Origin of the sequence: Microbacterium sp. MMO-10 (genome assembly GCF_037148715.1) — a bacterium.
Taxonomy (GTDB): domain Bacteria; phylum Actinomycetota; class Actinomycetes; order Actinomycetales; family Microbacteriaceae; genus Microbacterium.
The window spans coordinates 526,720-551,070 of the sequence record NZ_JBBCSV010000004.1 but is presented as its reverse complement, the minus strand read 5'-3'; the positions used below and the strand labels follow the sequence as shown (position 1 = coordinate 551,070).

The window sequence follows — 24,351 nt, the reverse complement described above, 5'->3', positions numbered from 1 at the left end:
GCGCGCGAGGCGGTGACGTGGTCGTCACCGCCTCGCGGGTGTGATCCCTCGGGCCGGTCAGCCCTTGGTGATCTCGTAGTACAGCGGAACCGAGTTCCAACCGAACTGGACGTTGTTCACGCCCTTGGCGAAGCCGCCGTTCACGTTGGAGTACCACAGCGGGATCGCCGGGAGGTCCTGGAGGAGGATCTCCTGCGCCTGCGAGTAGTCCTTCGTGGCCTCGGACTGGTCGGAAGCCGAAGCGCCCTTCGCGAGCAGCGCGTCGAACTCGGGGTTCGAGTAGTCGCTGTCGTTCGACGAGGCCTTGGTGCCGTAGAGCGGCTGCAGGAAGTTGTACTGCGCCGGGTAGTCCGCCTGCCAGCCGGTGCGGAACGCGGTCTGGATGGTGCGGGCGTTCACGTCCTTGCGGAGCGAGGCGAAGTCGACGTAGGGGTTGCCCGAGGCGTCGATGCCGAGGTTGTTCTTCAGCTGGTTCGAGACCGCGTCGACCCACGCCTGGTGGGAGGAGTCGGAGTTGTACGCGATCTGGAACTTACCGGACCACGGCGAGATCTTGTCGGCCTCGGCCCACAGCTCCTTCGCCTTCTTGGCGTCGAACTTCAGCACGTCGGCGCCCTTGAGCGAGTCCGACCAGCCCGCGATGACCGGCGAGGTGAAGTCGCTGGCCGGGGTGCGGGTGTTGTTGAAGATCGTCTTCGTGATCGCCGCGCGGTCGATGGCGAGCGAGATCGCCTCCTTGCGGAGCTTGCCCTCGTCGCCCGTGAAGTGCGCCAGGTTGCCCGGAAGGGTGAACGACTGGAAGATCGCCGCCGGCTGGTTGACCGCACGGTCGCCCAGGTCGGACTCGAACGTCTGCTGCGCCGAGGCGGGGATCAGGTCGATGACGTCGACCTTGTTGCTCTGCAGGTCGGCGTACGCGGCGTCGGCGGTCGCGTAGAACACGAAGGTCACGCCGCCGTTCTTGGCCTGACGCGCACCCTTGTAGCTGTCGCTCTTGACGAGGTCGAGCTCGACCTTGTGCTGCCACGCGCCCGTCTTGGCGAACTTGTACGGGCCGTTGCCGATCGGGTTCTCGCCGAACGCGGCCATGTCCTTCAGACCGGCCTCGGGGATCGGGTAGTACGCCGAGTAGCCGAGACGCTGCGAGAAGTCCGCCGCGACCGGGTTGGAGAGCTTGATCGTGAAGGTGTAGTCGTCGACCTTCTTCAGACCGGTCAGCGGGGAGTCCGCGTCGGCGCTGAAGCCCTCGATGTCGCTGAACCAGGACTGGTTGAGCTGCTTGTTCGAGAACAACGCACCGTACTGCCAGGCGTTGATGAAGCTGTCGGCGGTGACCTTCTCGCCGTTGGAGAAGGTGTTGCCCTGCTTGACCTTGATCGTGAGGTCACTGGAGTCGTCGACCTTGATCGATTCGGCCATGTCGTTGACGAGCTTGCCCTTGGCGTCGTAGAACGCCAGACCGGCGAAGATCGAGTCGAGGATCTTGCCGCCGCCGACCTCGTTGGTGTTGGCGGGGAGCAGCGGGTTCTCGGGCTCGCTTCCGCTCACACGGATGATCGACTTCGAATCCCCACCCGTCGAGGCGGTGGCGTCGCCGCCGGACTTGCTGGAGCAGCCGGCGAGGGCGAGTGCGCCCGCCGCAAGCAGCCCGATGCCCGCGAGGGCGATCTTGTTGCGCTTCACGTTGTGTCCTCCTGTGGACAATTGACAGCAATCTGCGCACTCGTCGTCGAGTGCTCAGGGATACTCGAGCCTAACCGCCGATCCGCGGATCGCACGAATGCGCGGCGTTAACCGTTATTCACTGGTGACCTGAACGACGAGACGCCCCGGAAGCGGATTCCGGGGCGTCTCGACGGCTCTTCATCGGGTCCCGACGACTACAGCGCGAACGCCTCCACGGGCGGGCAGGCGCACACCAGGTTGCGGTCGCCGTAGGCGTTGTCGATGCGACGCACCGGCGGCCAGTACTTGCCCGCGATGAGCGCATGCGTCGGGTAGGCCGCCTGCTCACGGGAGTAGGCGTGATCCCACTCCCCCATGAGCAGCGAGGCCGCGGTGTGCGGTGCGTGCACGAGCGGGTTGTCGTCGGCCGGCCAGACGCCCGCGGCGACCTCGGCCGCCTCGGCCCTGATCTGGATCATGGCCTCGACGAAGCGCTCCAGCTCGCCGAGGTCCTCCGACTCCGTGGGCTCCACCATGAGCGTGCCCGCGACGGGGAACGACATGGTCGGGGCGTGGAAGCCGTAGTCGATAAGGCGCTTGGCCACGTCGTCCACGGTGATCCCGGTCGCCTCCTTGAGCGGACGCAGGTCGAGGATGCACTCGTGCGCCACCCGGCCCTGCTCCCCCGAGTACAGCACCGGGTAGTGCTCGCCCAGACGCGCCGCGACGTAGTTGGCCGCGAGGACCGCCGCCGCCGTCGCGTCGCGCAGGCCGTCGGCGCCCATCATGCGCACGTACGCCCACGAGATCGGCAGCACGCCGGCGGATCCGTACGGCGCCGCGGAGACCGGACCGCCCTCGAAGACGTAGCCGCCCGCGTGCGTCTCGCGCTGGGCCTGCGGGTGCCCGGGCAGGTACGGAGCGAGGTGCGCCTTGGCCGCGACCGGGCCCACACCGGGGCCGCCGCCGCCGTGCGGGATCGCGAACGTCTTGTGCAGGTTGAGGTGCGAGACGTCGCCGCCCAGGTCGCCGAACCGGGAGTAGCCGAGCAGCGCGTTGAGGTTCGCGCCGTCGATGTACACCTGACCGCCGGCCGCGTGCACCGCCGCCGTGATGTCGAGCACGTCGTGCTCGTACACGCCGTGCGTGGACGGGTAGGTGATCATGAGCGCAGCGATCTCGTCGGCGTGCTGCGCGATCTTCGCGCGCAGGTCGTCGAGGTCGACGTTGCCCAGCTCATCGGTCGCGACGACGACCACCTTCATGCCGGCCAGCACCGCCGAGGCGGCGTTGGTGCCGTGCGCGGACGACGGGATCAGGCACACCGTGCGGTGATCGTCGCCGTTCGCGAGGTGGTAGCCGCGGATCGCGAGCAGGCCCGCGAGCTCTCCCTGCGAACCGGCGTTCGGCTGCAGGGACACCGCGTCGTAACCGGTCACGTCGGCGAGCCACGCCTCGAGCTGGTCGATCAGCTCAAGCGTGCCGCGCACGTCCGCCTCCGGGGCGAACGGGTGCAGCTGCGCGAACTCGGGCCAGGTGATCGCCGCCATCTCGGTCGCCGCGTTGAGCTTCATCGTGCAGGATCCGAGCGGGATCATGCCGCGGTCGAGCGCGTAGTCCCGGTCCGCGAGGCTCTTCAGATACCGCATCATGGCAGTCTCCGAGCGGTGCGCGTGGAACACGGGATGCGTGAGGTACTCGTCCTGACGGGCGAGGGCCGCGGGCACGCTGGTGACCGGGATGTAGGCGAAGGATCCCTCTCCCGCGCCGAAGACCGTCGCCACCGCGAGGATGTCCTCGTAGGTCGTGGTCTCGTCGGCGGCGATGCTCACCGTGTCGGCGTCGACCGGGTTCAGCAGGATCCCCGCCGCGTGGGCGTCGGCGACGAGCGCCTGCGCCCGGCCGGGGACGCGGACCGTGATCGTGTCGAAGTAGTCCGCGTGCACGATCTCGGCGCCGGCCTTCTCCAGCTGGGTGGCCAGGAAGCGCGCCTTGGACGCGACGCCGGTCGCGATCTCCCTGAGCCCCTCGGGGCCGTGGTAGACCGCGTACATCGAGGCCATCACGGCCAGCAGCACCTGGGCGGTGCAGATGTTCGAGGTGGCCTTCTCCCGGCGGATGTGCTGCTCACGGGTCTGCAGCGCGAGGCGGTAGGCCGGGTGGCCGTCCGCATCCTGCGAGACGCCGACGAGGCGACCGGGGAGCTGCCGCTCCAGACCGCTGCGCACCGCCATGTAGCCCGCGTGCGGACCGCCGAAGCCCATCGGCACGCCGAAGCGCTGCGTGGTGCCCACGGCGACGTCGGCGCCGAGCGATCCCGGCGAGGCGATCAGGGTGAGCGCGAGCAGGTCGGCCGCGACGACGGCGAGGGCGCCGGCGAGGTGGGCCGCGTCGATGACCGCGGACGGATCCCAGATCCGGCCGGAGGCGCCCGGGTACTGCACGAAGACGCCGAACAGCTCCTCGGGCAGCGTCTCGCCCGCGGCGAGATCGCGCTCGACGAGCTCGATGCCGACGGCGTCGGCACGCGTCGCGAGCAGTGCCTTGGTCTGCGGGAGCGCATCGGCGTCGACCACGAAGACGGAGGAGGCGGACTTGGATCCGCGCCGCGCGAGCAGCATGCCCTCGGCGACCGCGGAGGACTCGTCGAGCATCGACGCGTTCGCGGTGTCGAGGCCGGTCAGCTCCGAGACCATGGTCTGGAAGTTGATCAGCGCCTCGAGCCGGCCCTGCGAGATCTCCGGCTGATAGGGCGTGTAGGCCGTGTACCAGGACGGGTTCTCCAGCACGTTGCGCTGGATCACGCTCGGCGTGATGGTGCCGTAATAGCCCAGGCCGATCATGGCGCGGTTCACCGTGTTGCCGTCGGCCAGGGCACGCAGCTCGGCGAGGGCCTCGGCCTCGCTCGCGGCGGCCGGAAGCACGCTGACGCGGTCTGCCGCCGACCGGATCGAAGCGGGCACGGCCTCGCGCATGAGCGCATCGACGGGGCGCTCATCGGCGCCGTACGCGATGCCGATGGCGTCGAGCATCGCCCGCTGGGCGTCGGCCGTGGTGCCGATGTGGCGGTCTGCGAACGAGGTCACTCTCAGCCCTCCGTGTGCGCCACGTACGCGTCGCGGTCCAGCAGACCGTCGACCGCGCCCGCGGCGAGGGAGACCTTGATCAGCCAGCCGCCCTCGAAGGGGGCGGAGTTGACCAGCGAGGGGTCGCCGACCACGGCGTCGTTGATCTCGACGACCGTGCCGTCGACCGGCGCGTAGAGCTCGGAGACGGACTTGGTCGACTCGGCCTCGCCGAAGACGTCGCCGCGGCTGAAGGAGGTGCCCACGGCCGGCAGCTCGACGAAGACGATGTCGCCGAGGGCGTCGGCGGCGAAGTCGGTGATGCCGATGGTGGCATTGTCGCCGTCCACGGCGACCCACTCGTGCTCTTCGCTGTAGCGCAGGGTGTTCAGATCGGTCATTTCTTCCTCCGGTAGAAAGGCAGGGCGGTGAGGGATGCGGGGATCTTCGTCCCGCGGACGTCGAGGAACAGGGGGACGGAGCCGTCGGCGACCGCGGGGTCGACGAAGGCCATCGCGATCGGGTGGCCGAGCGTGGGGCTGAGGGCGCCGCTGGTGATCTCGCCGACCACCGTGCCGTCCTCGCTCACGACCGCGTACTCCGCGCGGCCGGCTCGGCGGCCCTCGGCGGCCAGGCCGACGAGCACGCGCGCGCCCTCGGCCGGCGTGATGCCGTCCTTGCCGACGAAGCTCTCCTTGTCGGCGACGACGACGCGGCCGAGCCCGGCCTGGGCCGGCTTCGTCTCGCGGTTCAGCTCGTGCCCGTAGAGGGGCATGCCTGCTTCGAGGCGCAGGGTGTCGCGTGCGGCGAGACCCGCGGGGACGAGCCCGTGCTCCGCGCCGGCGGCGACGACCGCGTCCCAGAGCGCCGCGGCGTCCGCGGCGGCCACGAGCAGTTCGAACCCGTCCTCGCCCGTGTAGCCCGTGCGCGCGAGCAGCAGCGGCTTGCCTTGGTAGTCCGCACTCGCCCAGGCGTAGTACTTCTGCTCCGCCCAGGGGACGGAGACCTCGTCGATGCCCGCGGTCTCCGCGAGGATGGCCTCGGCGTTCGGACCCTGCACGGCGATGAGCGCGTAGTCGTCGGAGACGTCCGCCACGACGACCTCACGATCGGCGGTGCGGGCGAGCAGCGCCTCGCGCACGGCGTCGCGGTTGCCCGCGTTGCTGATGATGAGGAAGTCCTCGTCGCCGAGCCGGTAGACGATGACGTCGTCGATGATCCCGCCGTCCTCGGCGAGCAGGAGGGAGTACTTCGCCTTGCCGACCGCGAGAGCCGAGAGCCGGCCGGCGAGGGCGTAGTCGAGATACTCCGCGGCGCCGGCGCCGCGGATCGTGAACTCGGCCATGTGCGAGATGTCGAAGATCCCGGCCGCCTCGCGCACGGCGTGGTGCTCGGCGAGGTCGGACGTGTAGCGGACCGGCATCTGCCAGCCGCCGAAATCGGTGAACGAGGCTCCGAGCGCCTCGTGGCGCTCGCGGAGCGGGGTGTAGCGGGCGTCTGTCATGGAGCTCTCCCGTGCGGATGGGTGAGGATCCGGGCGGCGCGCGGATCCGAGAACTCCCCCTCTGTCATGGGCCTGAGAGCTTCGCCCGCGCGCGTGCGCGAGGGCTTTCACCGTCGGCGGATCCGTCGTGAAGCAACAAGAGGTGGAGATCCGCGGGGATCTGCTCACCGGGGTTTCGGCTCGGACGCCTTCGGCGGCCTCGCTCAACCCGATTTCTTGCTTCGCTCGAAATCGCTTTTCAGAGCGGCCGGATCTGCGCGGTGCGGTTACCTGAGAGATTGGCGGGGAGGCTTGCTCCTTCGGTGTCCGGCTGCGATCACCGGACTCTCCCGCGCGGACCATGCGGCCACGTGTTCAGTTGATCCCCCCAGCATAGCGGCACGGCCCGCGCGGGCGCAGGGGTCGGCGGGCCATCGTCGCCCGAACGGGGATCCTCGCCCTAGGCTCGTGGTGTGACCCAGGCGAGGACAGAGGACGACGCGATCCGCGTCGCCGTCTCGGCCGTCATCTTCTCCCTGCGCGCCTCGGACGACGGCGACCGGCTCATGCTGCCGCTGGTCCGGCGCACCCGGGAGCCGTACCGCGGGATGTGGGCGCTGCCGGGCGGCTGGCTGGGCGTCGACGAGGACCTCGACGCGGCCGCGGCGCACACCCTGGCCGAGACGACCGGACTCACGCCGAGCTACCTCGAGCAGCTGTACACGTTCGGCGACGTGGATCGCTCACCGAACCGTACGATCTCGGTGGTCTACTGGGCCCTGCTCCGCTCGGACCTCGTCGACGCCCAGCGCTCGGCGGCCGGCGCGCCCGAGAACGTCGAGTGGCTGGACGTGGACGCGATCCCCCCGCTCGCCTTCGATCACAACCGCATCGCGGCCTACGCCCTCGACCGCCTGCGCAACAAGGTCGGCTACAGCCGGATCGCGGCGGGGCTCCTCCCCGACGAGTTCACCCTCGCGGAGCTGCGCGAGGTCTACGAGACCGTGCTCGGACGGCGTCTGGATCCGTCGAACTTCCGCCGCCTGCTCGAAGGCTCGGGCGAGCTCGTCCCCACCGAGTCGTTCCGCACCGGCAACCATCGGCCCGCGCGGCTGTACCGCTACTGCTCCGAGAACTGAGCCCCTCCGCGCGCCGCGCTCCCGGGCCTTCCCGCCCCTCCGCTTGCACTTCTGGTCATTTCGACTTAATGTGCACTCAGCGACACTAAATGTCGATTCGACCAGAAGGCGGCGCGCCATGTCCTCCTCCCCTCTCCTCGATCCCTCCGTCGATCACGCGCTTCAGCTGATCGTCACCGGCGCCTCCACCGAGGAGACCTGTGCGACCGATCTCGCCGCCGGCCCGTGGAACTTCGACACCGTCCCGGGGTACGGCCCCGGATCCTCGATGGGCGACGTGATCCCCACCGGCGCCCCGCGCCAGGGTGAGCTGCCCGCGTCCTACCGCGAGGCCGCGGAGCCAGAGCTGCACGAGAGGATCCGCGCCGCGAAGGCCGCTCTGGGCGAACGGGTCGTGGTGCTCGGGCACTTCTACCAGCGCGAGGAGGTCGTGCAGCACGCCGACTACATGGGCGACTCCTTCCAGCTCGCGACCGCGGCGAAGGAGCACCCGGATGCGGAGGCGATCGTCTTCTGCGGCGTGCACTTCATGGCCGAGACCGCGGACCTCCTCTCCGGACCCGACCAGGCCGTGATCCTGCCGAACCTCGCTGCCGGCTGCTCGATGGCGGACATGGCCTCGATCGACCAGGTCGAGGAGTGCTGGGAGCAGCTCGCCGAAGTCCTCGGCCCGCTCGACGCACCGGATGCCGACGGCCTCGTGCCCGTGATCCCCGTCACCTACATGAACTCCTCCGCCGCGATCAAGGGCTTCGTCGGCCGGCACGGCGGCATCGTGTGCACCTCCTCCAACGCCCGCACGGTGCTGGAATGGGCCTTCGCGCGCGGCCGCCGCGTGCTGTTCTTCCCCGACCAGCACCTCGGACGCAACACGGCGAAGGCGATGGGCGTGCCGCTCTCCGAGATGCCGCTGTGGAATCCGCGCCGTCCGCTCGGCGGGTCCTCCGCGGCGGAGCTGCAGGACTCGCGCGTCATCCTCTGGCACGGGTTCTGCTCCGTGCACCGCCGCTTCACCGTCGCCCAGATCGACCAGGCGCGCGCCGCGCACCCCGGCGTGCGGGTGATCGTGCACCCCGAGTGCCCGATGGAGGTCGTGGACGCCGCGGACGAGGCCGGATCCACCGACTTCATCCGCCGTGCGATCGACGCCGCGACCGAGCCCACGACGTTCGCGATCGGCACCGAGATCAACCTCGTGCGCCGGCTCGCCGCACAGTATCCGCAGCACGAGATCTTCTGCCTGGATCCGGTGGTCTGCCCGTGCTCGACGATGTACCGGATCCACCCCGGCTATCTCGCCTGGGTGCTCGAGGAGCTCGTGGCGGGACGCACGCCGAACCGGATCACGGTGACCGCCGATGTGGCGGATCCCGCGCGGGTCGCGCTCGAGCGCATGCTGGCGGCACGCCCTCCGGTGGCGGTCGGCTGATGGACGTCCTCGTCGTCGGCGGCGGCATCGGCGGTCTCACCGCGGCGCTGCACGCGCACGAGGCCGGCCATCGCGTCACGATGGTCGTGAAGGACGCCCTGGGCGACGGCGCGACCGCGCTGGCGCAGGGCGGGATCGCGGGCGCCTACGGGGCCGGCGACTCCCCGGCCGCGCACGCCGAGGACACCCTGGTCGCCGGATCCGGTCTGTCCGATCCCGAGGCCGTCGAGGTGCTGGTCGGCGACGCGAGCGCGCGGATCGCCGAGCTCATCGCACGCGGCGTGCCCTTCGACCGCGACGCCGCCGGGGCGCTGCGGCTCGGGCTCGAGGCGGCGCACTCGGCGGCGCGCATCGCCCACGCGGGCGGCGACGCGACCGGAGCCGGGATCTCCGCCGCGCTGTGCGCCCGGCTGCGGGAGACGGGTGTCCCCGTCCGCGAGCATGCGGTGCTCGTCGATCTGCTGACCGCCGACGGTCGCGTGCGCGGCGCGCTGCTCCTCGCGGAAGGCCGCCTCCAGGAGGTGACCGCCGACGCGGTGATCCTCGCGACGGGCGGCGCCGGCCAGCTGTTCCGCCATACCACCGCCCCGGACGTCTGCACCGGCGACGGCATCGCCGCGGCGCTGCGCGCCGGCGCGGCGGTCGCCGACCTGGAGTTCGTGCAGTTCCATCCGACGATCCTCGTCTCCCCCGGTCCCGCCTTCCTCGTCTCCGAGGCGGTGCGCGGCGAGGGGGCGACCCTCATCGACGACGACGGCCGGCGGTTCGCGTTCGACGCGCACCCCGACGGCGAGCTCGCCCCGCGCGACGTCGTGGCCCGTGCCATCGTGCGCCGCGCCGCCGAGCAGGGCTCCCCGGTGCGGCTCGACGCCACGGCTCTCGGGGCCAACCTCCTGGCCGCGCGCTTCCCGACGATCGACCGGGTGACGCACGAGCGCGGCTTCGACTGGGCGCGGGAGCCGATCCCGGTGACCCCGGCGGCGCACTATCTCATGGGCGGCGTCGTCACCGACGTCGACGGACGCACCACCCTGCCCGGGCTCTTCTCGGTCGGCGAGTGCGCCCGCACCGGGGTGCACGGCGCGAACCGGCTCGCCTCGAACTCGCTGCTCGAAGGAGCGGTGTTCGGCGCGCGCGCGGCGGCGGCTCTCGTCTCGGCCTCTCCGCGGGACTCGTCGAGCGCGCCGCGGCAGCCCCGGGGACAGGCGACGGGCGTCGGGGACGGATCCCGCCGGACCCCGTTCTCCCGTCTCGCCCTGCAGGAGCTCATGTGGGATCTCGTCGGCCCGCTGCGCACCCCCGACGGGCTCGGACAAGCGCTCGCGACGGTCCGCTCCTGGCGCCCGCCGGAGGGCCTCACCCGGACGGCCGTCGAAGACCGCAACCTGCTCCAGCTCGCGGAGGCGATGATCGCGGCCGCCCTCTCACGCCCGGTCTCGGTCGGCGCGCATCACCTCGAAGCCCCCGCCCTGATCGGAGCGCGATGATCACCCCCGCCGTCCTGAACCGCGTCGTGGGCGCCGCCCTGGAGGAGGACGCCCCCTGGGGCGATCTGACCAGCACCGCCCTGCTCCCCGTCGATGCGACCGCCACCGCCGACCTGGTCGCCCGCGAGCCCGGGGTGTTCGCGGGGGGCGACGTCTTCACCGCCGCGTTCGCGCTGACCGACCCGACCATCTCGGTGGATCTGCACTTCGCGGACGGCGACGCCTTCGCCGCGGGTGACGTGCTCGCGACCGTGACGGGATCCGCCCGCAGCGTGCTCACGGCCGAGCGGGTGGCGCTGAACTTCACGCAGCGCCTCAGCGGCATCGCGACCCTCACGGCCGCCTACGTCGCCGCCGTCGACGGCGCCGGCCCCGGCGGCAAGCGGGTCCGGATCGCCGACACCCGCAAGACCACGCCGGGCCTGCGCGCCTTCGAGCGGCACGCCGTCGTCGCGGGCGGCGGGCGCAACCACCGCTTCTCGCTCTCCGACGCGGTGATGGCGAAGGACAACCATCTCGCCGTGCTGAGCAGGGGCGGGCGGGATCTCGCGACGGCGCTGCGCGAGGCCATCGCGACACTGCCGCACACGACGCACGTCGTGGTCGAGGTGGACCGGCTGGACCAGATCCCCGCCGTGCTCGAGGGCGGTGCGGACACCGTGCTGCTGGACAACTTCTCCCTCGACGACCTGCGTTCCGGTGTCGCACTGATCGCCGGCCGTGCGACGGCGGAGGCCTCGGGCGGCGTGAACCTCGACACCGTGCGCGCGATCGCCGGCACCGGGGTCGACGTCATCTCGGTGGGTGCGCTCACCCACTCCGCGCGGGCGCTGGACCTCGGGCTCGACGTGCGGATCGACTGACATGAGCGGTCCGCTGTACCTGGATCACGCGGCGACCTCCCCCGTGCGCGCCGAGGTGCTCGAGGCGATGGCGCCGTACCTCACCCGGGCGTTCGGCAATCCGTCCAGTCACCACACGGTGGGCGAGACCGCGGCGGCGGGGCTGGAGGACGCCCGCGCGCGCATCGCCCGCGTGCTCGGCATGCGCACCGGCGACGTCGTGTTCACCGCCGGCGGCACCGAGGCGAACAACCTCGCGGTCAAGGGCATCGTGCTCGCCGCGCTCTCCCCGGGCCGCCGTCACGTCGTCACGACGCCGATCGAGCACGAGTCGATCCTGGAGTCCGTGCACCACCTCGAGCGCTTCCACGGCGTCGAGTCGACCCTCGTGCCCGTCGACGGCACGGGTCGGGTGGATCCGTCCGACATCGCGGCCGCGATCCGCCCCGACACCGCGCTGATCGCCGTCGGGCACGCGAACAACGAGATCGGCACCGTCCAGGACATCGCCGGCATCGTGGCCGCGGCGGCGGGCTCGGGCCGGATCCCGGTGCACGTGGACGCCGTCCAGTCCGCGGGCTGGCTGCCCCTGGCCGGCCTCGGGGCCGATGCCGTCGCGATCGCCGGGCACAAGCTCGGCGCTCCCAAGGGGATCGGCGCGCTGGCCGTGCGCGGACGCGTGCCGCTCGAACCGCTCGTGCACGGCGGCGGCCAGGAGCGCGGCCGCCGGTCGGGCACCGAGAACGTCGCCGGCGCCGTCGCGCTGGCGACGGCGCTGGAGCTCGCAGAGGCCGAGCGCGCCGCGGCGTCGGCGCAGGTCGGCGCGCAGTGCGCACGGCTCATCGCCGGTATCCTCGCCGCCGTGCCGTCGGCGCGTCTCACGGGGGATCCCGTCCGGCGGCTGCCCGGCACGGCGAGCTTCACCTTCAGCGAGGTCTCCGGCGAGGCCGTGCTGCTGGAGCTGGAGCGTCGTGGCGTCGTGTCCTCGAGCGGATCCGCATGCGCGGCCGGCAGCGACGAGCCCTCGCACGTGCTGCTCGCCTGCGGCGTCGCACCGGCCGTCGCGCAGACCTCGGTGCGGTTCACGCTCGGCCGCACCGGGCTCCCCGGCGACGCCCCGGAGCGGCTGGCCGCGCTGGTCGCCGACGCCGTGGCCGCCGTGCGCTCCTGACGGCCGGCGCACGGCGCGAGACCCGCCCGGCGCCACCGACCGGGCGCGCTCCTAGACTGACAGGGTGCCTGCCCCGCTCGTGACCGTGATCGTGCCCGGGCGCGACATCGCCGCCTTCGCTCCGGCCGCGCTGGACTCGTTGCGCGCGCAGACGCTGACCGCATGGCGGGCCCTGCTCGTCGACGACGGATCCGCCGACGACACCGGACGGATCTTCGCCGCCGCGGCCGAGGCGGATCCGCGGTTCGCAGTGCTGCACCACACCGAGCCCCGCGGGCTCGGCGGCGCCCGCAACGCCGCGCTCGACCTCGTCGACACCGACTACGTCGGCTTCCTCGACGGCGACGACGAGCTGACCCCGTCGGCGCTCGAGCGCCTCACCGGCACGCTCGCCGCGAGCGGCAGCGACTTCGTGGCCGGTGCCTACGTGCGCTCGCGCTGGGACGGCGAGCGCTACGCGCCGGGTCGGATCCAGCCCTGGGTCTCGGCCGCGACGGATCCGGAGCTTCTGGGCACGACGATCTTCGACCACCCGGCCGCGTCGGCGAACATCGTGGCGTGGTCGAAGGTGAGCCGCACCGGTTTCTGGGACGGCCTGCGGTTCCCCGAGGGCGTCGCCTACGAGGACCAGATCGTCGCACAGCGCATGTACACGTCGGCGCGGGCCTTCGACGTGATCCCCGACGCCGTCGTCCGGTGGCGCCTGCGCGCCGACGGCAGCTCGATCACCCAGGGCAAGGACCGGCTGCCGGTGCTGCGCGACTACCTCGCCGCCCTCCGCGGCGGAATCGCGGTGCTGCACGATGCGGGCGCCCATGCCGCGGTGGCCGCTAGGCTCGGTCTCATCCTCGCGATGGACGTGCCGCCGCTCCAGGAGATCGCCGGCACCCACCCCGACCCCGCCTATCCCGCGGCGGTCCGAGCCTTCCTCGACGAGCTCGAGGCGCTCCCGGAGTTCTCCGACGCCCGCGTCGATCCCTCCCTCGTCGCCGCGCTGCGCTGGTAGCCGCGGCCCGTCCCCGACCGCGCGCGCCCTGCGTCGCCGTCAGAAACAGGACCACCATGAACGCCTACCTCTCCGAACTGTTCTCCCTCGACGGCCGCACGGCCGTGGTCACCGGGGGCAGCTCCGGCATCGGCCGCGGCATCGCGACCGCCCTCGCGCGAGCGGGAGCGGCGACCGTGATCGTCGCGCGCGGCGCCGAGCGCGTCGACGAGACCGTGCGCGAGCTCACCGAACTCGGCTGCCGCGCCGCCGGCGTCGTCGGCGACCTCGGCACCCGAGAGGGGATCCGTACGGTCGCCGAGGACGCCGCGGCGCCGTTCGGTGAGCCGGACATCCTCGTGAACTCCGCCGGCATCAACATCCGTCCCGCCTTCGCCGACATCACCGAGGACGACTGGGACGCCACGATGACCGTGAACTCCCTCGCCCCGTTCCTGCTGGGCCAGCGCTACGCCGTCGGCATGGCCGAGCGGGGCTATGGCCGCCTCATCCACATCAGCTCCCAGCAGGCCCATCGCGCCTTCGTGGGCAGCGGCGTCTACGGCGTCTCCAAGGGCGCGGTCGAGTCGCTCATGCGCTCCGAGGCCGAGGCGTGGGGAGGCACCGGAGTGACCAGCAACACCCTCGTCCCCGGATTCGTGCTGACCCCGCTGAATGCGCGTCTGCAGGAGGATCCGGTGCAGATCGCGGCCCTCGCGGCGCGGACGATGATCGGGCGCAACGGCCTTCCCTCCGATTTCGCGGGGGCGGCCGTGTTCCTCGCCGGCGCGGGCTCGGCGTACGTCACGGGGCACTCGCTCTTCGTCGACGGCGGCCTTTCGGCGCACTGAGTGTCGGATCCGGGGGGCCGTCGCCGGTCCCCGGATCCGCGCTCAGGCCGAACGGATGTCGTCGTCGATCCTCGCCGCCGCCACCTGCTGGGCGGCGAGATCCGCGTACAGGCCGCCGTGGGCGAGCAGCTCCGCGTGCGTGCCGGACTCGACGATCCGCCCCTCCTCGACCACGTGGATGACATCGGCGCCGATCACGGTCGACAGACGGTGGGCGATGGTGAGGGTGGTGCGGCCACGGGCCGCCTCGTCGAGGGCCTCCTGCACGACGCGCTCCGAGACCGTGTCCAGCGCCGAGGTCGCCTCGTCCAGCAGCAGCACCGGCGGATCCTTCAGCAGCACCCGTGCGATCGCGATGCGCTGCTTCTCGCCGCCCGACAGGCGGTACCCTCGCTCGCCGACCACGGTGTCGTAGCCCTGCTCGAATCCGGCGATCACGTGATGGATGTTGGCCGCCGTGCACGCCGCGACCAGCTCGTCTTCGGTGGCGTCCGGCTTCGCATAGAGCAGGTTCTCGCGGATCGTCGCGTGGAAGAGATACGTCTCCTGCGAGACGATGCCGATCTCGTCGATGATCGACTCCTGCGTCAGCGTGCGCACGTCGGCGCCGTCGAACAGCACCGCTCCCCCGCTCGCCTCGTAGAGCCGGGGCGCGAGATACAGGATCGTGGTCTTGCCCGCCCCCGAGGGTCCGACGAAGGCGACGTGCTGCCCGGGCTCCGCGGTGAACGAGACCCCCTGCAGCGTGTCCCGCGCGGTCGGCGATGCGTCCGGATAGCGGAAGCGCACGTCACGGAACTCGAGCAGTCCGCGCGGACCCGGCGCGGCGGTCGCCGGCAGGGCGTCGGGGGCGTCGGTGATCTGCGGCACCATGTCGAGGTACTCGAAGATGCGCGCGAACAGCGCTTGCGAGGTCTGCACGTCCAGCGCCACGCGCATGAGCCCGATCAGCGGCATGAGCAGCCGTGCCTGCACGGTGGTGAACGCGACGATGGCGCCGGCGCTGATGGATCCGGTGCCTCCGGCGACGAGGAAGCCCGCGACCAGGTAGATGATCGCCGGGACGCTCGACATCAGCACCGAGACGACGGCGAAGAAGCCCTGCCCGCTCATCGCCGTACGCACCTGCAGACGGATCTGCGTGCGGTTCTGCGCCTGGTACCGGGCCGACTCGGAGCGCTGCCGGTTGAACGACTTGGACAGCAGGATCCCGGAGACGCTCAGCGTCTCCTGGGTGATCGCGGTGAGCTCGGACAGCGACTCCTGCGTCTCGCCCGCGATCCGCGCCCGCACCTGGCCCACGCGGCGCTGCACGAGCACGAGGATCGGCATGACGCAGACCGCGATGATGGTGAGCCGCCAGTCCAGGAGGATCATGGCGACGAGCGAGGCGATCACCGTCACGGTGTTGCCGAGGATGCTCGTCACCGTGCTGGTGAGGACGCCGGAGACCCCGCCGACGTCGTTCTGCAGCCGCGATTGGATGACCCCGGTCTTGGTACGGGTGAAGAAGCCCAGCTCCATCGCCTGCAGATGTTCGAAGAGGCGCACCCGCAGGTCGCCCGTCACGCTGTTGCCGACGGTCGAGGTGAGCCAGGTCTGCACGACGCCGAGCCCGGACGAGAGCAGGTACAGGCCGATCATCGACACGACCAGGGTGACCAGGAGCCCGAGCTGCGGACCGGAACCGTCCTGGGGGAACAGCGCGTCGTCGAAGACGCGCTGCACGAGCAGGGGCGGGATGACGCCGAGCGCGGCGCCGAGGACGACGAGCAGGACCGTCGTGAGGATCCGGTTCCGGTAGGGCCGGAACAGCGTCACCACGCGGCGACCGAGGTTCGGGATCCGGGGCGCCTCGGCGTTCTGCCTGCGCTGAGCCGCCTCGTCCACGGGCCGGCCGCCGCGCGCGCCGCCCATCCTGGCCATCATGCTCATCCGCTCACCCCTGCCCGCCGCGGGTCACCTGCACCTTCGGCACCCCGCAAGCGTATGACCACGAGCTCGGCACGGGCTTCGCGCGCGGGCCCCGTCCGCTCAGGGCGCAACGTCGCGGACGCGGTCCCGCGGCGATGCCCCGCTTCCGGGGAATGGAATGTCCGACCCTGTGGTTACGCTGATAGTCGCTGGTCGCTCCGCCGACCCATCCCCCATCTTTCGCCCCCGCCGAGCCGGAGGAACACATGTCTGCCATCGATACCGGATCCACCCCCGCCGTCTCCGACGGGGGTCTGATCCCGCGCCGCGACATGGGCGTGATCTGGGTCCTGCTCGCCGCCGCATTCGTCGCGATCCTGAACGAGACGACGATGAACATGGCGATCCCGCATCTCATCGACGACCTCAGCATCACGCCGCTGGCGGCCCAGTGGGTCACGAGCGCCTTCATGCTCACCATGGCCGTCGTCATCCCGACGACCGGCTTCCTGCTGCAGCGCTTCACCACGCGGCAGATGTTCCTGACCGCGCTCGCGCTGTTCTCGGCGGGCACGCTGCTCGCCGCGCTCGCGATCGGCTTCCCGATGCTGCTCGCGGGCCGCATCGTGCAGGCGTCGGGCACGGCGATCATGATGCCGCTGCTCATGACGACCGTGATGAACCTGGTGCCGCCGTCGTCGCGCGGCCGCATGATGGGCCGCGTCAGCATCGTGATCTCGCTGGCCCCGGCGATCGGCCCGACGCTGGCCGGCTTCCTGCTCGATCACTTCAGCTGGCGCTCGATCTTCGTGGTGGTGCTGCCGATCGCGCTGGTCGCGATGTTCATCGGCTGGCGCTGGCTCACGAACGTGGGCGAGCAGACCCACGCGCCGCTGGACGCGCTGTCCATCGTGCTCAGCGCGTTCGGCTTCGGCGGCCTCGTGTTCGGGCTCAGCCAGATCGGCGAGCTCTCCGGCGGCGAGGGCTCGCCGCTGCCGATGGCGATCGCGCTGATCGTGGGCGCGATCGGACTGGCGCTCTTCCTCTGGCGTCAGGTCGTGCTGCAGCGCAAGGACGATGCCCTGCTGGATCTGCGCGTCTTCGCGTCGCGCGACTTCTCGCTCTCCATGGTGCAGATGTTCCTGCTCTCGATCGCGTTCTTCGGCGCGATCACCGTGCTGCCGCTGTTCCTGCAGAAGGGCCTCTCGCTGGGCACCACCGAGGCCGGCCTCGTGGTGCTGCCCGGGGCGCTCGCGATGGGCCTGCTGGGACCGGTGATCGGCCGGATCTACGACGCCCGCGGCACGAGGATCCTGCTGATCCCCGGCTCGATCCTCGCCGCGAGCATGCTGTGGCTGTTCACGACCCTGAGCACCAGCACGCCGGTGTGGGTGCTCATCGTCGCGCAGACGCTGCTGTCCATGGGGCTCGCACTGTCCTTCACGCCGCTGTTCACCGCGTCGCTCGCCTCGCTGAAGCCGAGGTTCTACTCCTACGGCAGCGCGGTGATCTCGACGATCCAGCAGGTCGCGGGCGCCGCCGGCATCGCGGTGATGATGGCGGTCTTCACGGTGATCGTGAACGCGAACGGCGGCACCGAGCAGCCGGCCGCGGTCGCCGCGGGCTCCCGCACGACGTTTGTGATCGCGGCGGTCATCGCGACGCTGACGATCGTCGGCGCCTTCGTGATCCGCAAGCCGGAGGACCAGCCGCACGAGGAGGGCACCGCTCCGGCGATGCACTGACCTGGGCCTCCGCCACATTCGAGTCGTCCCCCTGAGCCCGGTCCATAGGTCGTGCTCAGGGGGACGACTCGCGTTCTGTGGAGAACTCGACGCATGATCCGCCGTGCTGCGGCACTGTTTCCAGGCATGGGATGGCGAGAGCTCGCGGGAGCGCAGGACGGTCTGATCACGCGCGCGCAGCTCCGCGCTCACGGGATCGACAACGACGCGGTGCGACATCGAATCGCGACCGAGCGCTGGGTTGCCCGCTCGGCTACCGTCATCGGCACCACCACCGGTGGCCTCACCCGTGCGCAACTGATGCGACTCGGCGTTCTCCATGCCGGCGCTCCGGCGATCATCGGCGACCTCAGCGCCGCCGAGGTGTCCGGCCTGCGCAGCTGGCACCGTGAGGAGATCACGGTGCTGGTTCCCCAGGGCAGCGATCTGGGGCAACCCCTCGCCGGGATCCGGTTCGTCGAGACCCGGCGATCACTGGCCGCGATGCGCGATCCTGCTCGCCGGCTTCCGACATGCCGGTTGGAGCCCGCGATACTTCACTTCGCGGCGTACCAGCACTCCCCGCGCACCGCCGAGGGCGTCGTTGCGGCGGCGGTTCAGCAAGGCCTGACCACTCCGGCACGACTGGCTGCCTGGATCCCCCGGATGCGACCGCTGCGATGGGCGCGGATGTTCCGCGAGACGCTGAGCGAGATCGCGGACGGGGCCCAGTCAGTCGCCGAGCTCGATGTGCTCCATCTCTGCCGTGCCTTCGGGCTGGCCACGCCTCGGCGCCAGACCATGCGCCGTGGCACAGACGGACGGGCCCGCTACACCGACTGCGAATGGTCGCTTCCCGACGGCAAGACGCTCATCCTCGAGGTCGACGGCGCGTTCCACATGGAGGTCGCGCACTGGGAGGCGGATCTGGCGCGCCAGCGTGCGCTCGCCGCGCCGGATCGCATTCAGATCCGGTGCACATCGCGCGAGCTTCGGGACTCACCGGACCGCATCGCTCGCGACCTGCGCCTTCTCGGCGTTCCGCGCGCCGTATGACCGCGTCGTCCCCCTGAGCACGGTTCATAGGTCGTGCTCAGGGGGACGACTCGAATGTGGGAGGTCAGTCCTTCGCGCCCGGGAGACGGCAGAAGCCGCCGATGCAGAGCCCGGCGTCCGTCGCTTCGTCGCCCGCAAGCAGGGTGAGCCCCGGCGCGGCCGCCAGCGTCGGACGCTCGGCGTCCGCGGGGGCCTGCGATTGGGGGTCAGCTGCCGTGGTCATCCCTCGATGCTACGCCCGTCCGGATCGGACGGCGCCGTTCTCGGGATCCGGCACGGAGAAGCACGGTGGCGGATGCCCACCCATACCGTCCGGCGCGCGCCAGGCGTAGTCTTCGCTCGGGCGCTGGCACTGGGGTCCTCCCGCTCAGGAGGCGCGTCGGCGCGGACGCGAAGGAGCTTCCCATGATCATCAGCACTCCCCCCGCGGAGACCGCCGAGGGACATGTCGCCGAGATGTACGCCGACGACCTCTCCTCGGACGGGTTCGTCTTCGCCTACACGAGAGCCATGGCGGTGAACCCGGAGGCGCACGCCGCGTTCATGGCCCTCATCGCGGCGATCGTGCCGTCGATCGGCATCCGGGTCTACGAGGCGGCGACCCTGGGCGCGGCGAGGGCGATCGGCTCCCCGCATTGCCTTCTCGCCCACGGACGCAAGTCCCTCCGGGCAGAGGTCCTCGACGACGAGGCCCTCGCCGCTTTCGCGCACCGAGACGACAGCGGCTTCACCCCGGCCGAGCGCGCTGTCGTCCGCTACGCCGAGCGCCTGTCGTCGGATCCGCGATCGATGACGGACGCCGACACCGGAGCACTCCGCGATGCCGGCTTCGACGACCGCCAGATCGTGGACATCACGCTGGCCGCCGCGGCGCGCAACTACTTCAGCCGTGCGCTGCTCGCGCTCGCCGTGCCGACGGAGGACGTGCCGGGACTGACTCCCGAGACGGCCGCCGCGCTGCGCGCCGCCGCCCTCTGACAGCGGAGATCGCCCGCCGGTCCTTCGGTGGGAAGATCCTCCGAATCGGCCCGAAACGCCGCAACGCGGTTGAGGGACCGGCCTGTACGAGGAATCGTGGCCCGGACATGTCGTGACCGCGACGTGTCCGCAACCGGAAGGAGTGCCTCATGCTCACCTTGACCGACAGCGCCACCGCGCTCGTCACCACGCTCGTCCGTCGTCGCACCGACGCGGAGGGCGCGGGACTGCGCATCCACACCGCCGATGCCGCAGGGCAGGCGGACCAGCATCGCCTGGCCGCCGATGTCGTCGTCGCGCCCGAGCCGGATGACCAGATCCTGGATCTGCCCGGTGCTCCCGTCTTCCTGGAAGGGGAGGCCGCCGTCGTCCTGGACGGCAAGGTCCTCGACGCGAACGTCACGGACGAGGGCGCGGTGTCGTTCTCGCTGCTGCCGCAGGCCGTCTGACCGCCCGGCGGCCGAGGCCCGAGCGGACGTCCTTCACGTCCGCCCGGGCCTTCTTCATGCGCAACACGGAATACGCCGGGCCCTACGGTGGACGGATGTTCAAACGCCTCGCCGCACGCGTGTTCTGGACCTGCAGTCGCTGGTCGCTCCGCAGCGAGCCGGCGCCGACGCGCCCGACCGTGCTCATCGGCGCACCGCACACCTCGAACTGGGACTTCGTGCTCATGCTCGGCATCGCGTGGCGGCTGGGGATCGACGTGCACTGGCTGGGCAAGAAGAGCCTGTTCACCGGCTGGCGGGGCCCGATCATGCGCCGGCTCGGCGGCATCCCGGTCGATCGCTCGGATCCGGCGCGCGTCGTCGGCGAGGTCGTCGAGCAGATCCGCACCGGCGCGGTGTTCGGGCTGGTGGTGACGCCCGACGGCACCCGTGGCGGCAACGACCACTGGAAGAGCGGCTTCTATCGCATCGCCCGCGAGACAGGGATGCCGGTGACCCTGGGATATGTCGATCGCAGCACCATGACCACGGGCCTCGGACCGACCCTCGATCTCACCGGCGACGTCGCCGCGGACATGGATCGGATCCGTGCCTTCTACGCCGACAAGGCGGGAGTGCGCCCCGAGCGCCGCACCGAGCCGCGACTGCGCGAGGAGCTGGCGGCGGTCATCCCAGCCCCGTGACGAGATTGATGATCGTGCCGAGGATGAGCGCGCCGAACACGTAGGCGATCGTCGTCTGAGCGATCACGATCCGCCGGATCGCGTTGCGCGTGACGTTGGTGTCGGCGACCTGGTAGGTCATGCCGAGGCCGACCGAGAAGTAGGCGAAGTCGGTGTACTCGGGATCCTCGTCCTGATTGAAGAGGATGCCGCCGGATCCGTCGTAGTAGAGCTTCGCGTAGCGCAGCATGTAGTCGGCCTGGATCAGCCCCCACGAGGCGGCGACGCTGAGCACGGCGCTCCCGGCGAGGGCGAACTGCACCCAGCCGTGCGCATGCCGGGCCTGCAGCACGACGACCAGCACGGCCGCGATGCTGACGAAGCTCCCGATCACGGCCACGACCCGGGCGATGCGGCGGCCGGGGTCCTCCTCGGTGGCGTGCGAGCGCGTCTGCTCGGCGTTCATCGGCCACACCACGAGCAGGATCCACACGGTGCTGACGAGCGCCAGCGTGCCCCAGGCCGCGAGGAGTCCTGCCGCCAGCCCCAGGGAGGGCGTGACGGCGAAACCGACCGCGGTTCCGGCCAGGATCGCGACGGCGGTGCGCACACGCCAGCGATGGCGCAGGGGAAGCGGGCTCACCTCGGAATGCTAACCCGCATGCCGACTCATGCCGGGGAGCGCTCGGGCTGGCAGTGCGGGCAGAACTGTGCAGAGGCGCCGGAGAACACCCGGTCGACGATGGTCGTGCCGCACACCGGGCACGCCTCGCCGCCGCGGCCGTGCACGGCCATCGCGGCGACCTTGGCCGGCTTGAGCTGTTCGGGCGCCAGGCCGCGTCGGTCTGCGACGGCGGCGCGCAGCACCGTGGTCGTGGCAGCGAACAGTCGATCCCGCTCGTCGCCGTCGAGCAGCGCGGCGTGCACCGCGGGGGCGATCCGCGCGCGATGCAGGATCTCGTCGGAATAGGCGTTGCCGATTCCCGCGAGCGACGTCTGCTCCTGCAGCAGTGCCTTGATCTGCTTGCGCCTGCTGCCCAGGGCGCGCTCGAACGCGTCGCGGGCGAAGTCGGGACTCAGCGGATCCGGTCCCAGCGCGGCGATTCCCGCCACGTCCTGCGGGCCGTCGACGACGGAGAGCGTGACCGCGAGGAAGTCGCCGGTGTCCACGATCCGCATCGCCGCACCGTCGTCGAGCACGATCCGCGCGACCTCCGGCACGAGCTCGTCGCCGGGCTGCTCCCCCGCGTCCAGCCAGCGGATCCATCCGTTGCGCCCGAAGCCGAGCATCAGCCAGCCCTCCGGGGTGTCGAAACCGACGTGCTTGCCGAATCGGGTCAGACCGTCGATGCGCGCGCCGACGAGCGATCCCGGCGGCCGGTCGCGCGTCTTGACCACGCGGAACTCATCGATCTCGACCGCGGCGATGACGCGACCGCGGATCCGCTCGTCGAGGAACTCGACCAGCGCCTGCACCTCCGGAGACTCGGGCATGCGCCCCATCCTCGCACCGGGGTCGGACATCCGCGCGCCTGGAGGTCACGGCAGACCCAGGAAGTCCCGGAGCCAGAGGTCCACCTCGCGCATCGTCGCGACGTCGACCTGACCGAGGGCGCCGGTGATCCGGTCCCGGGTGATCGTGCGCGGCTGTTCGGTCAGCGCGAAGGTCGCTCGCGGCAGGGTCAGCCCCGGTCCGCGCAGGCGCACGTGATTGGGCCAGCCCCGATCGATGCTCGACGCCGGGACGACGATCGCGAGGCTGTCCGCCTGCTCCAGGAAAAGGTCGCTCGCGATGACCAGGACTGGCCGGCGACCGGAGTGCTCCCGTCCGCGTGTCGGATCCAGATCGGCCCAGACGACGTCGCCCCTCCGTAGCGTCGTCACGTCGTCAGTCCGCCAGCGCGATGTCCCACTCGTGGAACTCATCCCAGTAACCGCCGTCGGCCGCGCTGACAGCGCGGCCGAACGCATCCATCCGCCTCCGCCGTTCATAGGCATCCAGAAGGCGCTCGATCAGACCCGCTGCCGAAACGCCCGTCGCCCGTGCGTCGTCGTTGATCCGATCGCGCAGCTCGGTCGTCACCTTGATGGTGGTCATCGCCATGCTCCGATTCTAAGGCGGACGTATACCGATCCGTATACCTCCTCTTTGATCCCCCGCGTCGAGGATGCCCGCTCGCGCTCCCGGGGAACGCGCTCGAGGCGAGATCGGCGCGAAACCCGGAAGGTGCCCGGGTTGTGGAGGCCGGACCCGCGCGTCAGGCGAGCGCCACCTCGTCGTGCGGGGCGACGGCGAACTCCTGCCCCGGGTAGCGGAGGCCGGAGAAGTACATGTTGGTGTGGGCCACGATCTGCTCGCCCGTGATCGGGACGCCGTCCACGGTCGCGTCGACCGTCGTGTGCGCATCGCGCACCAGCGTGACGTCGTAGCCCTCGGCGGCCGCCCGCTGCGTGGTGGTGCGCACGCAGAAGTCCGACTGCGCGCCGGCGACCACCAGCCGAGTCGCGCCGAAGGCATCGAGCACCTCCTGCAGATCGGTGTCGGCGAAGGCGTCGCGGTAGCTCTTGCGCACAAGCGGCTCCCCGTCGGCACGCGCGAGCGGCGACGCGAGCTCCCAGTCGGGCGTGCCCACGCCGACCGGATCGTGGTGCACCCACACCACCGGAACCCCTTCGCTGCGCGCCCGGCGCACGAGGGCGTCGGTCCGCTCGAGCACTCCGCGCTCGTCGAAGCAGCCGGGCATGACGCCGTTCTGCATGTCGATCACGAGGAGGACGGTACGCGCCGGCGACTGCGCAGCAGTGCCGATCATCAGTCCCAGGCCAGGTAGTCCTCGATGGCGAAGGCCGTGTCGACAGGGTCGCTCACCGGGAACAGATGGCCGCCGCCCTCGATCGTGACGACGCTCGCGCGCTCCTTCGCGGAGTCGCGCAGCTTCTCGCCGTTCGCCGGGGGCATGACGTCGTCCGCGGACCCCTGGATGATGAGGATCGGCACGGAGGGCGCGATCGGCACGTCGACGTCCTCGACCCCGAGCAGCAGCACGCCGAGAGCACGGTCGGTGCGCTTCGCGGACAGTGCACGGGCGACGGTCCCGCCGACCCCGTGGCCGCCGATCCAGGTGGCGCCGATGCCGACGTGATCCATCACGTCGCTCGCGTCCTGGACGCGCTCGTCGAGCGTCGCGTCGTCGGCGGCGCGGTTGCCGATCCGCAGCACGCGGATCCCCTCGCCGGCGAGGATGTGCGCGACCGAGCCGAGCGCGCCGCCCTCCAGGCCGCGGCCCGGGATCAGCACCAGAACGGGCCCGTCGCCCTCCGACATCTCGTCGACGTAGGGGATCGCGCGGCCATCGGGTTCGAAGATGCTGTTGTTCTCGGTAGTCACCGAGCCATCGTACCGAGTCCCGCCGCGGCCTCTGCTGGGCCGGCGTCGGGACAGGAGAGCCGA

Annotated in this window: 24 protein-coding genes and 1 riboswitch; of the genes, 12 read left to right on the top strand and 12 right to left on the bottom strand. The window is 71.2% G+C overall.

Annotated elements, in window-relative coordinates; genetic code table 11:
- Positions 1-57 precede the first annotated feature (57 nt).
- The 4 genes from WFJ17_RS15285 to gcvT form a co-directional block, all read right to left on the bottom strand.
- Positions 58-1,683 carry a peptide ABC transporter substrate-binding protein gene (locus tag WFJ17_RS15285; RefSeq protein WP_336648855.1) on the bottom strand — a complete coding sequence of 542 codons (1,626 nt, stop codon included), beginning with the start codon at positions 1,681-1,683 and terminating at the stop codon, positions 58-60.
- 197 nt (positions 1,684-1,880) lie between these two features.
- Positions 1,881-4,697, bottom strand: a complete 2,817-nt coding sequence (gcvP, locus tag WFJ17_RS15280) for an aminomethyl-transferring glycine dehydrogenase (RefSeq protein ID WP_442927994.1) — start codon at positions 4,695-4,697, stop codon at positions 1,881-1,883.
- 56 nt (positions 4,698-4,753) lie between these two features.
- Positions 4,754-5,131, bottom strand: a complete 378-nt coding sequence (gene gcvH / locus WFJ17_RS15275) for a glycine cleavage system protein GcvH (protein WP_251446955.1) — start codon at positions 5,129-5,131, stop codon at positions 4,754-4,756.
- The gene (gene gcvT / locus WFJ17_RS15270) at positions 5,128-6,234 is read right to left on the bottom strand and encodes a glycine cleavage system aminomethyltransferase GcvT (RefSeq protein WP_336628635.1); all 1,107 of its coding nucleotides are present in this window, start codon (positions 6,232-6,234) and stop codon (positions 5,128-5,130) included. Before gcvT ends, gcvH begins: the two co-directional genes overlap by 4 nt.
- A gap of 248 nt (positions 6,235-6,482) precedes the next feature.
- Positions 6,483-6,576: riboswitch (glycine riboswitch) on the bottom strand.
- Between the two features lie 110 nt (positions 6,577-6,686).
- On the opposite strand from gcvT, the gene WFJ17_RS15265 reads away from it, so the two are divergent.
- The 7 genes from WFJ17_RS15265 to WFJ17_RS15235 all read left to right on the top strand — a co-directional run bounded on the left by WFJ17_RS15265 (position 6,687) and on the right by WFJ17_RS15235 (position 14,117).
- Positions 6,687-7,352: an NUDIX hydrolase gene (locus tag WFJ17_RS15265; protein ID WP_336648854.1), complete on the top strand. Its 666-nt coding sequence runs from the start codon at positions 6,687-6,689 to the stop codon at positions 7,350-7,352.
- 118 nt (positions 7,353-7,470) lie between these two features.
- The gene (gene nadA, locus WFJ17_RS15260; RefSeq protein ID WP_336648853.1) at positions 7,471-8,781 is read left to right on the top strand and encodes a quinolinate synthase NadA; all 1,311 of its coding nucleotides are present in this window, start codon (positions 7,471-7,473) and stop codon (positions 8,779-8,781) included.
- The gene (gene nadB / locus WFJ17_RS15255) at positions 8,781-10,268 is read left to right on the top strand and encodes an L-aspartate oxidase (RefSeq protein WP_336648852.1); all 1,488 of its coding nucleotides are present in this window, start codon (positions 8,781-8,783) and stop codon (positions 10,266-10,268) included. Before nadA ends, nadB begins: the two co-directional genes overlap by 1 nt.
- Complete coding sequence (gene nadC / locus WFJ17_RS15250; protein ID WP_336648851.1) at positions 10,265-11,131, top strand: carboxylating nicotinate-nucleotide diphosphorylase; 867 nt, start codon at positions 10,265-10,267, stop codon at positions 11,129-11,131. Before nadB ends, nadC begins: the two co-directional genes overlap by 4 nt.
- 1 nt (position 11,132) lies before the next feature.
- Positions 11,133-12,281: a cysteine desulfurase family protein gene (locus WFJ17_RS15245; protein ID WP_336648850.1), complete on the top strand. Its 1,149-nt coding sequence runs from the start codon at positions 11,133-11,135 to the stop codon at positions 12,279-12,281.
- Between the two features lie 64 nt (positions 12,282-12,345).
- A complete protein-coding gene (locus WFJ17_RS15240) occupies positions 12,346-13,287 on the top strand; it encodes a glycosyltransferase family 2 protein (protein WP_336648849.1) in 942 nt (313 codons plus the stop codon).
- Between the two features lie 56 nt (positions 13,288-13,343).
- Positions 13,344-14,117: an SDR family NAD(P)-dependent oxidoreductase gene (locus WFJ17_RS15235; protein WP_336648848.1), complete on the top strand. Its 774-nt coding sequence runs from the start codon at positions 13,344-13,346 to the stop codon at positions 14,115-14,117.
- Between the two features lie 42 nt (positions 14,118-14,159).
- Here the strand turns inward: WFJ17_RS15235 and WFJ17_RS15230 are convergent, their stop codons facing one another.
- A complete protein-coding gene (locus WFJ17_RS15230) occupies positions 14,160-16,043 on the bottom strand; it encodes an ABC transporter ATP-binding protein (protein ID WP_442927993.1) in 1,884 nt (627 codons plus the stop codon).
- 254 nt (positions 16,044-16,297) lie between these two features.
- Here WFJ17_RS15230 and WFJ17_RS15225 point away from each other — a divergent pair, with 254 nt between their 5' ends.
- Both WFJ17_RS15225 and WFJ17_RS15220 read left to right on the top strand, forming a co-directional pair.
- Positions 16,298-17,776, top strand: coding sequence for an MDR family MFS transporter (locus WFJ17_RS15225; RefSeq protein WP_336648847.1), 1,479 nt, complete (start codon positions 16,298-16,300; stop codon positions 17,774-17,776).
- 93 nt (positions 17,777-17,869) lie between these two features.
- The gene (locus tag WFJ17_RS15220; RefSeq protein WP_336648846.1) at positions 17,870-18,811 is read left to right on the top strand and encodes a hypothetical protein; all 942 of its coding nucleotides are present in this window, start codon (positions 17,870-17,872) and stop codon (positions 18,809-18,811) included.
- 64 nt (positions 18,812-18,875) lie between these two features.
- Here the strand turns inward: WFJ17_RS15220 and WFJ17_RS15215 are convergent, their stop codons facing one another.
- Positions 18,876-19,034, bottom strand: coding sequence for a hypothetical protein (locus WFJ17_RS15215; RefSeq protein WP_336648845.1), 159 nt, complete (start codon positions 19,032-19,034; stop codon positions 18,876-18,878).
- 182 nt (positions 19,035-19,216) lie between these two features.
- Here WFJ17_RS15215 and WFJ17_RS15210 point away from each other — a divergent pair, with 182 nt between their 5' ends.
- From WFJ17_RS15210 to WFJ17_RS15200, 3 genes are all read left to right on the top strand, one after another.
- Entirely contained in the window at positions 19,217-19,789 is a 573-nt protein-coding gene (locus tag WFJ17_RS15210) for a carboxymuconolactone decarboxylase family protein (RefSeq protein ID WP_295034712.1), read from the top strand.
- A 149-nt stretch (positions 19,790-19,938) separates the two neighbouring features.
- Positions 19,939-20,238 carry a Fe-S cluster assembly protein HesB gene (locus WFJ17_RS15205; RefSeq protein ID WP_251446918.1) on the top strand — a complete coding sequence of 100 codons (300 nt, stop codon included), beginning with the start codon at positions 19,939-19,941 and terminating at the stop codon, positions 20,236-20,238.
- Positions 20,239-20,333: 95 nt separating this feature from the next.
- Positions 20,334-20,921 carry a 1-acyl-sn-glycerol-3-phosphate acyltransferase gene (locus WFJ17_RS15200; protein ID WP_251446914.1) on the top strand — a complete coding sequence of 196 codons (588 nt, stop codon included), beginning with the start codon at positions 20,334-20,336 and terminating at the stop codon, positions 20,919-20,921.
- On the opposite strand, the gene WFJ17_RS15195 is transcribed toward WFJ17_RS15200, so the two are convergent.
- The 6 genes from WFJ17_RS15195 to WFJ17_RS15170 all read right to left on the bottom strand — a co-directional run bounded on the left by WFJ17_RS15195 (position 20,905) and on the right by WFJ17_RS15170 (position 24,288).
- Positions 20,905-21,543 (bottom strand): DUF1345 domain-containing protein, encoded by a 639-nt coding sequence (locus WFJ17_RS15195; protein WP_251446911.1) that lies wholly within the window; start codon positions 21,541-21,543, stop codon positions 20,905-20,907. The two genes, WFJ17_RS15200 and WFJ17_RS15195, sit on opposite strands and share 17 nt — an antisense overlap.
- Before the next feature lie 26 nt (positions 21,544-21,569).
- Positions 21,570-22,394, bottom strand: coding sequence for an Fpg/Nei family DNA glycosylase (locus WFJ17_RS15190; protein ID WP_251446909.1), 825 nt, complete (start codon positions 22,392-22,394; stop codon positions 21,570-21,572).
- Positions 22,395-22,439: 45 nt separating this feature from the next.
- Positions 22,440-22,784: a type II toxin-antitoxin system PemK/MazF family toxin gene (locus WFJ17_RS15185; RefSeq protein ID WP_336648844.1), complete on the bottom strand. Its 345-nt coding sequence runs from the start codon at positions 22,782-22,784 to the stop codon at positions 22,440-22,442.
- Positions 22,785-22,788: 4 nt separating this feature from the next.
- Positions 22,789-23,004 (bottom strand): hypothetical protein, encoded by a 216-nt coding sequence (locus WFJ17_RS15180; RefSeq protein WP_251446903.1) that lies wholly within the window; start codon positions 23,002-23,004, stop codon positions 22,789-22,791.
- Between the two features lie 154 nt (positions 23,005-23,158).
- A complete protein-coding gene (locus tag WFJ17_RS15175) occupies positions 23,159-23,713 on the bottom strand; it encodes a cysteine hydrolase family protein (RefSeq protein WP_336648843.1) in 555 nt (184 codons plus the stop codon).
- A complete protein-coding gene (locus WFJ17_RS15170; protein WP_251446898.1) occupies positions 23,713-24,288 on the bottom strand; it encodes an alpha/beta fold hydrolase in 576 nt (191 codons plus the stop codon). The genes WFJ17_RS15175 and WFJ17_RS15170 overlap by 1 nt, the downstream gene beginning before the upstream one ends.
- Positions 24,289-24,351 lie beyond the last annotated feature (63 nt).

Bases quoted from the DNA above. Each gene is read 5' to 3' on its own strand.
- WFJ17_RS15230 (WP_442927993.1), bottom strand. From the start codon at position 16,043: ATGGCCAGGATGGGCGGCGCGCGCGGCGGCCGGCCCGTGGACGAGGCG.
- nadC (WP_336648851.1), top strand. From the start codon at position 10,265: ATGATCACCCCCGCCGTCCTGAACCGCGTCGTGGGCGCCGCCCTGGAG.
- nadB (WP_336648852.1), top strand. From the start codon at position 8,781: ATGGACGTCCTCGTCGTCGGCGGCGGCATCGGCGGTCTCACCGCGGCG.
- WFJ17_RS15225 (WP_336648847.1), top strand. From the start codon at position 16,298: ATGTCTGCCATCGATACCGGATCCACCCCCGCCGTCTCCGACGGGGGT.
- nadA (WP_336648853.1), top strand. From the start codon at position 7,471: ATGTCCTCCTCCCCTCTCCTCGATCCCTCCGTCGATCACGCGCTTCAG.
- WFJ17_RS15205 (WP_251446918.1), top strand. From the start codon at position 19,939: ATGCTCACCTTGACCGACAGCGCCACCGCGCTCGTCACCACGCTCGTC.
- WFJ17_RS15215 (WP_336648845.1), bottom strand. From the start codon at position 19,034: ATGACCACGGCAGCTGACCCCCAATCGCAGGCCCCCGCGGACGCCGAG.
- WFJ17_RS15175 (WP_336648843.1), bottom strand. From the start codon at position 23,713: ATGATCGGCACTGCTGCGCAGTCGCCGGCGCGTACCGTCCTCCTCGTG.
- gcvP (WP_442927994.1), bottom strand. From the start codon at position 4,697: ATGCTCGACGCCATCGGCATCGCGTACGGCGCCGATGAGCGCCCCGTC.
- WFJ17_RS15235 (WP_336648848.1), top strand. From the start codon at position 13,344: ATGAACGCCTACCTCTCCGAACTGTTCTCCCTCGACGGCCGCACGGCC.
- WFJ17_RS15180 (WP_251446903.1), bottom strand. From the start codon at position 23,004: ATGGCGATGACCACCATCAAGGTGACGACCGAGCTGCGCGATCGGATC.
- WFJ17_RS15245 (WP_336648850.1), top strand. From the start codon at position 11,133: ATGAGCGGTCCGCTGTACCTGGATCACGCGGCGACCTCCCCCGTGCGC.
- WFJ17_RS15200 (WP_251446914.1), top strand. From the start codon at position 20,334: ATGTTCAAACGCCTCGCCGCACGCGTGTTCTGGACCTGCAGTCGCTGG.
- gcvH (WP_251446955.1), bottom strand. From the start codon at position 5,131: ATGACCGATCTGAACACCCTGCGCTACAGCGAAGAGCACGAGTGGGTC.
- WFJ17_RS15190 (WP_251446909.1), bottom strand. From the start codon at position 22,394: ATGCCCGAGTCTCCGGAGGTGCAGGCGCTGGTCGAGTTCCTCGACGAG.
- WFJ17_RS15220 (WP_336648846.1), top strand. From the start codon at position 17,870: ATGATCCGCCGTGCTGCGGCACTGTTTCCAGGCATGGGATGGCGAGAG.
- WFJ17_RS15210 (WP_295034712.1), top strand. From the start codon at position 19,217: ATGATCATCAGCACTCCCCCCGCGGAGACCGCCGAGGGACATGTCGCC.
- gcvT (WP_336628635.1), bottom strand. From the start codon at position 6,234: ATGACAGACGCCCGCTACACCCCGCTCCGCGAGCGCCACGAGGCGCTC.